This window comes from Neorhizobium puerariae (assembly GCF_042429745.1).
Taxonomy (GTDB): Bacteria; Pseudomonadota; Alphaproteobacteria; order Rhizobiales; family Rhizobiaceae; genus Neorhizobium; species Neorhizobium puerariae.
Map to the genome: position 1 here is coordinate 103283 of NZ_JBHMAA010000013.1, position 11483 is coordinate 114765.

Consider the following 11483-nt stretch of genomic DNA (forward strand, 5'->3'; position numbering starts at 1 on the left):
GCTGGCATCTCCCCCTCAAGGGAGGAGAAGGGGAGTGTGCTGCGCCGCCTGCCGCCGACATGCAGCGACCAGAGATTCACAAGGTCCGGGTATCCAACGACGGCCGTCATCCTCAGACCCCCAGCACTTTGTGCAGCATGTCCATGCGGCCGGGCAATTCCCCGACGGGGAAATCCGCGACCATCCGGCCGTGATCCATGAGGTAGAAACGGTCGGCGACACGGCTTGCGAAGCGGAAGTTCTGCTCCACCAGCAGCACCGTCATGCCCCGCTCCTTCAATGTCTTCAAGACCTCGCCGATGCGCTGGACGATGACGGGGGCAAGCCCTTCCGTCGGCTCGTCGAGGATCAGCAGCTTGACGCCGGTGCGCAGGATGCGGGCGATCGCCAGCATCTGCTGCTCGCCGCCCGAAAGCTTGGTGCCGGGGCTGGAGCGGCGCTCCTTGAGATTCGGGAACAGCTCGTAGATTTCGTCGAGCGACATGCCGCCTTCGGCGACCACCGGCGGCAGCATCAGGTTCTCCTCGACGGTGAGCGTCGAGAAGATGCCGCGCTCCTCCGGCACGAAGCCGATGCCCACATACGCTGTGCGATGCAACGGCACGCCGAGCATGTCGCGGCCCGAAAAGCGGATTTCGCCCTTCCGCTCGCGGATGATGCCGACGATGGTCCTGAGCGTCGTCGTCTTGCCGACGCCGTTGCGGCCGAGAATGGTGATCGTCTCGCCCTCTCCCACCGTCATGTCGACGCCGTGCAGCACATGGCTTTCGCCATACCAGGCATTGAGGTTTGAAACCTGAAGCAATGGCGCCATCACGCGTCCTCCGAGCCCATATAGGCCAGCCGCACGCGCTCGTCCCGGCTGACGGTGGCGTAGTCGCCTTCGGCGAGGATCTCGCCGCGCTGCAGAACGGTCACATGATGGCAGATGTCGGCGACGACCGAGAGATTGTGCTCCACCATGAGCACGGCGCGGGTCTTCGCCACGTCGCGGATGATATTGGCGACGGTGCCGATATCCTCCTGCCCCATGCCGGCCATCGGCTCGTCGAGCAGCAGGACCTTGGGATCGAGCGCCAGCGTCGTGGCGATCTCCAGGACCCGCTTGCGGCCATAGGACAGGTCGGCGGCAAGCGCGTTGCGCTCGCGCTTCAGGCCGACCGCCTCGATGAGCTCGTCGGCGCGGGCGCTCAACCGGTCGAGCGAGGAAAGCGGCAGCCAGAACTGGGTGGAAAGACCGTTCGGCCGCTGCAGGGCGACGCGCACGTTGTCCAGCACCGAAAGATGCGGAAAGACCGCCGAGATCTGGAAGGAGCGCACGAGACCCATGCGCGCCACCCTGTCCGGCGGCGTCCTCGTGATATCCGTGCCCAGAAGCGTGATCGCGCCCTCGGTCGGCTGCAGGAACTTGGTGAGCAGGTTGAAGACCGTCGTCTTGCCGGCCCCGTTCGGGCCGATCAGCGCATGGACGCGCGCATGATGGACGTCGAGGTCGACGTTCTTCACCGCCATGAACGCGCCGAAACTTTTTGAAAGACCGCGGGCGGAAAGCACCACCCGCGGCTCCTCATGGGTTGCTGTCGCGGCGACCGCCATTACTTCACCAGATCGCAGCCGCTCTTGGCGGGGTCCATATAGGCTTCCTTGCCGGGAATGGTGGCGAGCACGTCGAAATAATCCCACGGTTCCTTGCTGTCGGCGGGCTTCTTGACCTGCAGCAGGTACATGTCGTGGATCATCCGGCCGTTCTTGGCGACCGTGCCGCCACGGGCGAAGAAATCGTCGACCGGCATTTCGTGCAGCGCCTTGGCGACGGCGTCCGTATCGTCCGTACCGGCCTTCTGGACCGCCTTCAGATATTGCGTGACGGCGGAATAGGTGCCGCTGTGGACCATGTTCGGCATCTTCTTGGTGCGCGCGAAGAACTTCTTGGCGAACTCCCGGCTCTTGTCGTCGAGATTCCAGTAGTAACCTTCCGTGAGGGTCAGTCCCTGGGCCGCCTGCAGGCCGAGGCCATGCACTTCGGCGAGCGTGAAGAGCAACGCGGCAAGCCGCTGGCCGCCGGCCGTAATGCCGAATTCGGCCGCCTGCTTGATGGCGTTGGACGTGTCGAGGCCCGCATTGGCGAGACCGATGACCTTGGCGCCGGACGACTGCGCCTGCAGCAGGAAGGAGGAGAAGTCGGTGGTGGACAGCGGATGGCGGACCCCGCCGACGACCTTGCCGCCGCTCGACTTGACGAAATCGCTGGTCTGCTGCTCCAGCGAATAACCGAAGGCATAGTCGGCGGTCAGGAAGAACCACGTATCGCCCCCCTGCTTGACCAGCGCGCCGCCGGTGCCGACCGCAAGCGCATGCGTGTCATAGGCCCAGTGGAAACCGTAGGGGCTGCACTGCTTGCCGGTGAGGTCCGTCGTCGCCGCCCCGGTCACGATGTCGATCTTCTTCTTTTCCTTGCCGATCGCCTGCACGGCAAGCGCGACGGAAGAGGTCGTCAGCTCCATGATCGCATCGACCTGCTGGGTGTCGTACCACTGGCGCGCGATGTTGGAGGCGATATCCGGCTTGTTCTGGTGATCCGCGTCCACGATCTCGACCGGCACGCCAAGCACCTTGCCGCCGAAATCCTCGACCGCCATCTTCGCCGCCTCGACCGACGATTTGCCGCCGAAATCCGCATAGACGCCCGACTGGTCGTTCAGGATGCCGATCTTGACCTTGCCATCGGATGCGCTTTGCGCAAACGCCGCGCTGCTTGCAAGAAGCACTGCCAGTGACGCCAGAATTGTCTTGCGCATGATTTCTCCTCCCAGAGATCCAGATTGCGTATCTGTTCAAAATTGATTGAACTGCTCTCCTCAAAGCAGCCTGTCTGGTTGCATGGTTCTCGAAAACCTCCGTTGACGCAAGCAGGGACCTGCAATTAATTGCAAACAGCATCTGTGCATTTTTGAACAGAACCCGGAGGAACATGACCGTCAATCCGAACTTTACCTGGGATGACCTGCAATATTTCCTGGCGGTGGCGCGCACGGGACAGCTGTCGACGGCAGCCAGGCAGTTACGCACCAGCCATGCGACGGTTTCACGCCGGATCGACCGGCTGGAATTCTCCCTGAAGGTGAAGCTCTTCGAGCGCAATCCGCGCGGCTACGTGCTGACCGGCATGGGCCAGCGCTTCGTCGAGGCGGCGGAACGGATCGAGGCGGAGGCGGACCGGCTGCAGGCCGACATCACGTCGGGCACGACGGCCCAGCGCGGCGTGGTGCGGCTCAGCACCCCGGAGGGCTTTGCGAACTTCTTCTTCGCCGACAAGATCAGAAGCTTCTGCGAGGGCCATCCGAACATCACGCTGGAGCTGGTGACGATCCAGCAGATCATGTCCCTTTCGCGCAAGGAGGCGGATATCGCCGTCTCGCTCGACCCGCCGAAGGACGGGCCGTACCTGACCGAAAAGCTGACCGACTACAATCTCAGCGTCTACGGATCGAAATCCTATCTTTCCAAGGCGAGCCCCATCCGCAACCGGCAGGACCTGCTCAGCCATCCCTTCATCGGCTATATCGAGGACATGATCTTCGTGCCGGGCCTCGACTACCTGGGCGACGTCCACCCGGGCATCAAGGCGCGTTTCCAGAGTTCCAGCATCTTCGCGCAGCTCACCGCGACGCGAAACGGGCTCGGTCTCTGCGTCCTGCCGCATTTCATCACCCGCACCCTGCCGGACCTGCAGATCGTGCTGCCCGACGAGGTGGAACTGAAACGCAACTACTGGCTCGTCCGCCACCGGGACATCAGCCAGATCCCCCGGGTCAGGATGGTGACGGACTACATTTTCGAAGCCGTCAGGCAGAATCAGGACGCCTTCCTCCGGGGATTCCAGGCCCCGGAGGAAGGCATGCGACATCATTCGGCGGCCATGGGCAGGGGTGTTTCACGGCTTTCGAACAAGTCGCCTTGATTGGCCGGCTGGAGGTCGTCCCTGGTCTTCTTCCGGCGTTCGCGACCGAAGAAGAGTGCGTAGCCGGCCGGCAGCACGAGGATGGTGAGCACGGTCGCGACCAGGATGCCGCCCATCATCGCATAGGCGAGCGGACCCCAGAAGACGCCGCGGGAGATCGGGATCAGCGCCAGCACCGCCGTCATCGCCGTCAGCATGATCGGCCGGAAGCGGCGGACGGCCGCGCCGACGATCGCCTCCGCCCGGTCCATGCCCGCGGCGATATCCTGGTCGATCTGGTCGACGAGGATGATCGAGTTGCGGATGATGATGCCGAGCAGCGCGATGACGCCGAGGATCGCCACGAAGCCGAAGGGCGCGCCGGTCAGGAGCAGCGCCATGGCCGCGCCGATGATGCCGAGCGGACCGGTGGCGAGCACCAGCATCGCCTTGCCGAAATGCTGGAGCTGCACCATCAGCAGCACCAGGATGATCAGCAGCATGACCGGCGCCTTGGCGGCGATCGAAGCCTGGCTTTCGGCCGAATCCTCCGCACCGCCCTGGATCTCGATCTTGTAGCCCGCCGGCAGGCCGGCGCGCAGATCGGCGATCGAGTTGTAGAAGTTGATGCCCACCTGCGTCGGCTCGACGCCGTCCGGCAGCGTCGCCTTGACGGTGATGGTCGGCAGGCGGTCGCGGCGCCATTCGATGCCCTGCTCCAGCACGGGCACGACCTTGGCGATCTGGGAGACCGGCACGAAGCCGCCGAAATCCGTCGGGACATAGACCGACTGGACGGCGGACAGCAGGCTGCGGGTCGCATCCGGCTCACGCACCACGATCGACACGGTCTCCTCGCCATCGCGGAAATCGCTGATCGGGGCGCCTGAAACCGCCGCCTGCAGCATCTGCCGCACGCGCTGCGAGGAAACGCCCAGCGCCCGGGCGCGATCCTGGTCGATGACCAGCCTCATGGCCGGCACCGGTTCCATCCAGTCGTCGTGGATCGAGCCGAACAGCGGCTGCTGGTAGTAGCGTTCCTTGACCTGGTCGGCGATGCGGCGGACCTCCGCCCTGTCCGGGCCGACGACGCGCATCTGCACGGGCCAGCCGGTCGGAGGTCCGAGGAAGAGGCGGTCGACCTTGCCGCGCACGGTCGGGAAGTCCTCCGCCAGGATATTGCGGAGCTTGACGATCAGCCGCTCGCGCGCGTCCACGTCCTTCGACATGATCAGGAGCTGCGCATAGTTCGGGTTGCGGAGCTGCTGGTCGAGCGGCAGGAAGAAGCGCGGCACGCCCTCGCCGATATAGGTGGCGATGAAGGACTTGTCCTCGTCGGGCAGGATCTTGTTTTCCAGGGCCTTCGCCTGGCGCTCCACCTCCTCGATCGCCGTGCCTTCCGGCAGCCACATGTCGACCAGGATTTCCGGCCGCGACGACTGCGGGAAGAAGCTCTGCGGGATGAACTGGAAGGACCAGAGGCTGCCGAAGAACGCCGCGATCGTCAGCGCCAGCACGATGATCCGGTGACGCACCGCCCAGCCGACCGCCGAACGGAGCCGCTTGTAGAAGCGCGTGTCGTAGGCATCGTGATGGGTGCCCGCATGCGCCCGCTGCTTCAGGATCATGTAGCCGAGCCACGGCGTGAAATAGACCGCCACGAACCAGGAGGTGACGAGCGCGATGCCGACCACGAAGAACAGCGAGCGGACATATTCGCCCGCGGTGGACTCCGCGAAGCCCACCGGAATGAAGCCGGCCGTGGTGATCAGCGTACCGGTGAGCATCGGGAACGCGGTGGAGGAATAGGCGAAGCTCGCCGCGTCGATGCGGTGCAGCCCCTCCTCCAGCTTGCGCTCCATCATCTCCACGACGATCATCGCGTCGTCGACGAGCAGACCGAGCGCGATGATGAGCGCGCCGAGGGAGATGCGCTGCAGCTCGATGCCCATGTAGAACATGATCGCCAGCGTCGCGGCGAGCACCAGCGGTATCGCGATGGCGATGACGATGCCCGAGCGCCAGCCGATCGAGATCAGCGAGACGATCAGCACGATCACCAGCGCTTCCATCAGCGCCTGCGTGAACTCGCCCACCGCCTCGGTGACGACTTCCGGCTGGTTTGAGATCTGGTGCACCGACACGCCGACGGGGAGCGTCTCCTCGAAGCGCTTGTAGGTTTCCTCCACCGCATGGCCGACATCGGTGACCTTGAAACCCTTGGCCATGACGACGCCGACCTGGACGCTGTCCTGCCCGTCGAAGCGGAACTTGCGCTGGAACGGGTCTTCCAGGCCCTCCTTCACGCTCGCGATGTCGCCGAGCCGGATCACCTGGTTGCCGGCCCGCAGCCGCAGCTCGCGGATATCCTCGGGCGTGGTGACGCCGCCTTCGACGGAGATGCGGACGGAGCGATCGTCCGTCTGGACGCTGCCCGCGGCATCGACATTGTTCTGGCCGGAAAGCACGTCGCGGATGTTGAGGACGGTCAGGCCGCGTTCGGCGAGCGCCTTGGAGGAAACGTCGATGAAGATCTTCTGCGGCTGGTCGCCGAGGATGACCGCCTTTTCGACGCCCGGCGTGGCGAGCAGCATGTCGCGCGCCTGGATGGCGAACTGCTTCAGCTCGGGATAGCTGTAGCCGTCCCCGACGATCGCGTTCATCGTGATGTAGGTATCGCCGAATTCGTCGTTGAAATAGGGGCCGAGCAGGCCGGAAGGCAGATCCTGGCTGATGTCGCCGATCTTCTTGCGCACCTGGTAGAAGGCGTCCGCGACCTCCGCGGCGTTCGTGTCACCCTTGATCTGGACGGTCGTGATCGCGAAACCGGCGCGGGTATAGGAGCGGACGAAATCGAGATGCGGCGTTTCCTGCAGCTTGCGCTCGATCTTGTTGACGACCTGGTTCTGCATGTCGTCGATCGAGGCGCCGGGCCAGACGGTCTGCACGACCATGACGCGGAAGGTGAAATCCGGGTCTTCCTTCTGGCCCATGTTCATGATGCCGAGCGCACCCATGACGATGATGAGGCCGAACAGGAAGCGGGCAATGCTCGGATGGCCGATCGCCCAGCGGGACAGGTTGAACCGGGCCTTTTCCGAAGGATCGGCCTGATGGGAGGAACTCATGGTCGTGGTCCTTTGGTCCGAGGATCAGGGCGCTACGGATGCGGTGGTCAGGCTGCTGACGCTGCCGAAGCGGGAGGCGACGGTTTCCGGCAGCTTGACCTTCATGTCTTCCCGCATGAACTGCGTGCCGGCCGAAACGATGAGATCGCCCTTGGCAAGGCCGCGGGAAATGCGCACGCCGCTGTCGGAGAATTCCGCCACGGTCACGGAGCGCGAGCTGACCGTGCCCTTCTCGCGATCGACGATCCATACGACGGACTGGCCCTCCTTCTTGCCGAGCGCGGCAAGCGGAATGGACCAGGTCGGCGAGGCATTGTCTTCCGTCGCCTCGATCGTCGCGGTCATGCCCAGAAGCACGCGCGGGTCTTCCGACAGGCTGACCCGGACGGCGAAGGTACGCGACTGGGCATCGGCGCTGCCGGCCACCTCGCGAACCTTGCCGTCGAGGGCAAGATCGCTGGTCGACCAGAAGCGCGCCTTCACGGTCTTGCCGGCGCTGAACTGGGCGACATCCATTTCCGGAACGGCGATCTGCACTTCCTTGCCGCCATCGACGGCGACCGAAATGACCGGATTGCCGGCGCTCACGACCTGGCCGATATCGGCGCTGACGGCAGTGACGATCCCGTTCTGGTCCGACTTGAGATCCGTGTAGGCGACCTGGTTGCGGGCCTGCTCCAGGGCGGATATCGCCGACTGGCGGGAGGAGACCGCCTGATCGTAGGCAAGCGTCGCCTGCTCCATGTCCGACCGGGAGGCGATGTTCTTCGAATAGAGGGAATCGGCGCGGCGCTTTGCGAGCTCGGTGATCTCCGCCTGCTTCTGGGCGGCCGCAAGATCGGCCTCCGCGCGGCGGACGGCAAGCTGGTAATCGACGGCATCGAGCCGGGCCAGTGCGTCGCCGGGGCGGACGCGCTGGCCGATATCCACCAGCCGCTCGGTGATCTTGCCGGCGACGCGGAAGCCGAGATTCATCTCGGTGCGGGCCCTGACCGAGCCGGAATATTCGAGCTTGCGGCCCTGGTCGGGCGCCGCCACCTCCGTCACCTTGACGGGGCGGACCACGTCCGGCGCTTCGGCCTTCTTCTCCTCGGAGCAGGCCGTCAATGCACCAAGCGCGGTCGCAACGACGAGGCCTTTGACAAGAAACGAGACATCACGTCTGGTGTTCACGAAAAACATGGTGCCGCCCTCCTGATGGCGGGATTTGGATAAAGGTCGCTATTTCAGGGCCCTGAGGGCGAATTCGACGAGATCGGCCGGCGTCATGCGTCGGTCCTCGATCAGGCATTCCGCGACGATCTGCGGATGGCAGAGCGTGACGACGGTGGCACACATGCACTCCGATGCCAGAACGGCATCCTGCTCACGAAATTCGCCGGCGGCGATACCCTCGCGGACGATGCCGGCGACGATCGACTGCAACTGCTTGATGTGATCCTCGACGACGGACCACTGTTCCTCGATGGCAACGACCACCATCTCGTGGACCTTGTTTTCATGCAGGAAGGTTTCCACCGTGATCCGGTGCTGCTGCAGGAAGTGGTCGCGCAGGCGCTCCGTCGCAGTGACCGGCCGGGCCGCATTGGCGCGCGCCACGGCACGGCTGGCTTCCAGCATCCGATGCGCCAGCGCCCTGTGGATATCCGCCTTCGAAGAGAAGAAGCGGTAGATGTTGGCGGGCGACATGCCGAGGTCGCGGGCGATATCGGCGACATTGGTCTTGGTATAGCCGTAGTGCTTGAACAGCCGCTCCGCCGCATCGAGGATACGGTTGACGTTGTCCTGCCTCGCGGCATCCAGGGTATTTTCGCTGGTATCCATGGGGCTGTCGGCCTTCGGTTTACGACTGACGATTTTCATTTTTCGTCATTCGTAAACCGAAAATCGTCATCTGTCAATTGCGGCACCTGTGGGAGATCGGCCACGCCGTGGTAAAAATTCGGCTCCGGAGGGAACCAAACCGTATATCCCACGTTCCGGCACGTTGATCCGCGGGTTCCGCGGCCGGGGATATCTGATGAGCATGCCGCAAAGTTACGACGTTTCGTTACTTGACGAGGAACGTTACCGCCTCCTGGTCGAAGCTATTACCGACTATGCCATCTATATGCTGGATGCCGATGGCAGGGTTGCGAGCTGGAACCCGGGAGCGCAGCGTTTCAAGGGTTATGAAGCTTGGGAGATACTTGGAGAGCATTTCTCCCGCTTCTACACCAACGAGGATCGCCTGGCCCGCGTGCCCGAACGCGCGTTGCGGACGGCGGCGACGGAAGGCCGCTTCGAAAGCGAAGGCTGGCATGTGCGCAAGGACGGCAGCCGCTTCTGGGCGCACGCCATCATCGATCCGATCTGGGACCGATCCGGCGAGCTCTTGGGTTTCGCCAAGGTGACGCGCGACCTGACGGAACGCAGGCAGGCGGAGGCGGAGCTCAGGCGAAGCGAGCAGAAGTTCCAGCTCCTCGTGCAGGGCGTGACCGACTACGCTCTCTACATGCTCGACCCGGAGGGCCATGTCAGCAACTGGAACATCGGCGCCGAACGGATCAAGGGCTATACCGCCGGGGAAATCGTCGGCAAGCATTTCTCGCAATTCTATACGGAAGAGGATCGCGAGCGCGGCGAGCCAGAGCGCAGCCTGGAGACGGCGAAGCGCGAAGGCCGCTTTGAAAGGGAGGGCCTGCGCCAGCGCAAGGACGGGACGCGGTTCTGGGCGCATGTGATCCTCGACGCCATCCGCAGCGAGGACGGCGAACTGCTGGGCTTCGCCAAGATCACGCGCGACATCACCGAGAAGGTCCAGGCGCAGAAGGCGCTCACACAGGCCCGCGAGGAGCTTTTCCAGGCGCAGAAGATGGAGGCGATCGGCCAGCTCACCGGCGGGGTCGCGCACGATTTCAACAATCTGCTGATGGCGATCCTCGGCAGCCTGGAAATCCTGAAGAAACGCCTGCCGAACGACCCGGCGCTGAAGCCGCTGCTGGACAATGCCATCCAGGGCGCAGAGCGCGGCGCGGCGCTGACCCAGCGCATGCTCGCCTTCTCCCGCCGGCAGGAACTCAACATGCAGGCCGTCGACGTGCCGGCCCTGGTGAACGGCATGATGGATTTCGTGCAGCGGTCGCTCGGCGCCGATACCCGGATCGAGACCCGTTTCCCGGGCCGCCTCTCGTCCGTCGTGACCGATCCCGTGCAGCTCGAAACCGCGCTCCTCAATCTCGTCGTGAATGCCCGGGACGCCATGACGACCGGCGGCCTGATCACGATCGCGGCCGAAGAACATGTCGCGAGCGAACGGCCGGCCAAGCTGAAGCCGGGACGCTACATCCGGCTTTCGGTCGCCGATACCGGCGAGGGCATGGACCCGGAAACGCTTGCCCGGGCGACGACGCCCTTCTTCACCACCAAGGGCGTCGGCAAGGGAACCGGACTTGGCCTTTCCATGGTCCAGGGGCTGACCGAACAATCCGGTGGCAAGCTGGCGATCGAGAGTTGGAAAGGCAAGGGCACGACGGTATCGCTATACATGCCCGTCGCGGACTCAAGCGACTGTCCTCAGTCTTCGGAGACGTCCATGCCCTCGCCCACCGAGACCCCAAAGGGAGCCTTCACCATCCTCGCCGTCGATGACGACGCGCTCGTGCTGATGAACACCACGCTAATGCTGGAGGATCTCGGTCACACGGTGCTTGAAGCCTATAGCGGCACGGAAGCGCTGGAGACGCTACGCAAGGGCGACCATCGGGTCGATCTCGTCATCACCGACCATTCCATGCCGCGCATGACCGGCTCGGAACTGGCATCTGCCATCCGCGACGAATGGCCGGACCTGCCCGTAGTACTGGCGACGGGTTATGCGGAACTGCCCTCCGGCGGCGACAACCGCCTGCCGCGCCTGCCGAAGCCCTTCTCGCAGAACCAGCTGCAGGAGATCGTCGCTTCGGTCCTGGGTGGCGGGGCCGCTCCGGGCGGCGCGGACTGAAACAATCGGCGGCATCCGGGCGTTGTCCTGCCGTATGGAAACGGGAGAACGACAGATGGTCTTCAAACATCAGAATTTTCACGAGACACCCGCCGAGGTGGAGGCCGAATTCCCGCCCGGAGCGATGCTGGAAAGCGCGGTCTCCGACGCGCTGGCCTCCGCGGGCGGCATCGATGCGAGCGACGTGACCGTGACGGCGCAAGGCGGCGAGGTGACGCTCGCCGGCGTGGTCCAGGTGCCCGAGGAGATCACCCGGGCCGCGGAAGTGGCCCGCGGCGTCCCCGGCGTCACGGCGGTCCGCAGCAAGATCCGCGCCACCGCGCCTTCCTTCTTCAACGACGCGCCAAGGCCGCTGTGACATGCCGGCCCTCCGTTGAAGAAGGGCCGGCCCCGTATCGGCCGGGGCGACAGTCGCATCTCGCCCCGGCCACAC

The 11483-nt window shown here is 64.3% G+C and carries 9 protein-coding genes; 3 read left to right on the top strand and 6 right to left on the bottom strand.

The annotated features are described in order from the left end of the window. Positions 1 to 112: 112 nt before the first annotated feature. Genes ACFFP0_RS11320 through ACFFP0_RS11330 form a run of 3 tightly spaced genes read right to left on the bottom strand, consistent with a single transcriptional unit; the run spans position 113 to position 2798 of the window. Positions 113 to 814 carry an ABC transporter ATP-binding protein gene (locus ACFFP0_RS11320; protein ID WP_377260443.1) on the bottom strand — a complete coding sequence of 234 codons (702 nt, stop codon included), beginning with the start codon at positions 812 to 814 and terminating at the stop codon, positions 113 to 115. Beyond that, the gene (locus ACFFP0_RS11325) at positions 814 to 1596 is read right to left on the bottom strand and encodes an ABC transporter ATP-binding protein (RefSeq protein WP_377260445.1); all 783 of its coding nucleotides are present in this window, start codon (positions 1594 to 1596) and stop codon (positions 814 to 816) included. The genes ACFFP0_RS11320 and ACFFP0_RS11325 overlap by 1 nt, the downstream gene beginning before the upstream one ends. Continuing rightward, positions 1596 to 2798, bottom strand: a complete 1203-nt coding sequence (locus ACFFP0_RS11330) for an ABC transporter substrate-binding protein (protein ID WP_377260447.1) — start codon at positions 2796 to 2798, stop codon at positions 1596 to 1598. The genes ACFFP0_RS11325 and ACFFP0_RS11330 overlap by 1 nt, the downstream gene beginning before the upstream one ends. Before the next feature lie 173 nt (positions 2799 to 2971). Here ACFFP0_RS11330 and ACFFP0_RS11335 point away from each other — a divergent pair, with 173 nt between their 5' ends. Beyond that, positions 2972 to 3961, top strand: coding sequence for a LysR family transcriptional regulator (locus ACFFP0_RS11335; RefSeq protein WP_377260449.1), 990 nt, complete (start codon positions 2972 to 2974; stop codon positions 3959 to 3961). Here ACFFP0_RS11335 and ACFFP0_RS11340 read toward each other — a convergent pair. Genes ACFFP0_RS11340 through ACFFP0_RS11350 form a run of 3 tightly spaced genes read right to left on the bottom strand, consistent with a single transcriptional unit; the run spans position 3907 to position 8892 of the window. Further along, positions 3907 to 7068 carry an efflux RND transporter permease subunit gene (locus ACFFP0_RS11340; RefSeq protein WP_377260451.1) on the bottom strand — a complete coding sequence of 1054 codons (3162 nt, stop codon included), beginning with the start codon at positions 7066 to 7068 and terminating at the stop codon, positions 3907 to 3909. The genes ACFFP0_RS11335 and ACFFP0_RS11340 overlap by 55 nt on opposite strands. A gap of 24 nt (positions 7069 to 7092) precedes the next feature. Then, the gene (locus ACFFP0_RS11345) at positions 7093 to 8250 is read right to left on the bottom strand and encodes an efflux RND transporter periplasmic adaptor subunit (RefSeq protein WP_377260453.1); all 1158 of its coding nucleotides are present in this window, start codon (positions 8248 to 8250) and stop codon (positions 7093 to 7095) included. Positions 8251 to 8289: 39 nt separating this feature from the next. Next, positions 8290 to 8892, bottom strand: a complete 603-nt coding sequence (locus ACFFP0_RS11350) for a TetR/AcrR family transcriptional regulator (RefSeq protein ID WP_377260455.1) — start codon at positions 8890 to 8892, stop codon at positions 8290 to 8292. Positions 8893 to 9088: 196 nt separating this feature from the next. Here ACFFP0_RS11350 and ACFFP0_RS11355 point away from each other — a divergent pair, with 196 nt between their 5' ends. Together ACFFP0_RS11355 and ACFFP0_RS11360 are read left to right on the top strand one after the other, a co-directional pair. Continuing rightward, entirely contained in the window at positions 9089 to 11050 is a 1962-nt protein-coding gene (locus ACFFP0_RS11355; RefSeq protein ID WP_377260457.1) for a hybrid sensor histidine kinase/response regulator, read from the top strand. 55 nt (positions 11051 to 11105) lie between these two features. Beyond that, positions 11106 to 11408, top strand: coding sequence for a BON domain-containing protein (locus ACFFP0_RS11360; protein WP_377260459.1), 303 nt, complete (start codon positions 11106 to 11108; stop codon positions 11406 to 11408). The last annotated feature ends 75 nt before the right edge of the window (positions 11409 to 11483 follow it).

Excerpts from the sequence above, each read along its gene's own strand:
- ACFFP0_RS11330 (WP_377260447.1), bottom strand. The coding sequence starts at position 2,798 with ATGCGCAAGACAATTCTGGCGTCACTGGCAGTGCTTCTTGCAAGCAGC.
- ACFFP0_RS11345 (WP_377260453.1), bottom strand. The coding sequence starts at position 8,250 with ATGTTTTTCGTGAACACCAGACGTGATGTCTCGTTTCTTGTCAAAGGC.
- ACFFP0_RS11355 (WP_377260457.1), top strand. The coding sequence starts at position 9,089 with ATGAGCATGCCGCAAAGTTACGACGTTTCGTTACTTGACGAGGAACGT.
- ACFFP0_RS11320 (WP_377260443.1), bottom strand. The coding sequence starts at position 814 with ATGGCGCCATTGCTTCAGGTTTCAAACCTCAATGCCTGGTATGGCGAA.
- ACFFP0_RS11335 (WP_377260449.1), top strand. The coding sequence starts at position 2,972 with ATGACCGTCAATCCGAACTTTACCTGGGATGACCTGCAATATTTCCTG.
- ACFFP0_RS11350 (WP_377260455.1), bottom strand. The coding sequence starts at position 8,892 with ATGGATACCAGCGAAAATACCCTGGATGCCGCGAGGCAGGACAACGTC.
- ACFFP0_RS11340 (WP_377260451.1), bottom strand. The coding sequence starts at position 7,068 with ATGAGTTCCTCCCATCAGGCCGATCCTTCGGAAAAGGCCCGGTTCAAC.
- ACFFP0_RS11325 (WP_377260445.1), bottom strand. The coding sequence starts at position 1,596 with ATGGCGGTCGCCGCGACAGCAACCCATGAGGAGCCGCGGGTGGTGCTT.
- ACFFP0_RS11360 (WP_377260459.1), top strand. The coding sequence starts at position 11,106 with ATGGTCTTCAAACATCAGAATTTTCACGAGACACCCGCCGAGGTGGAG.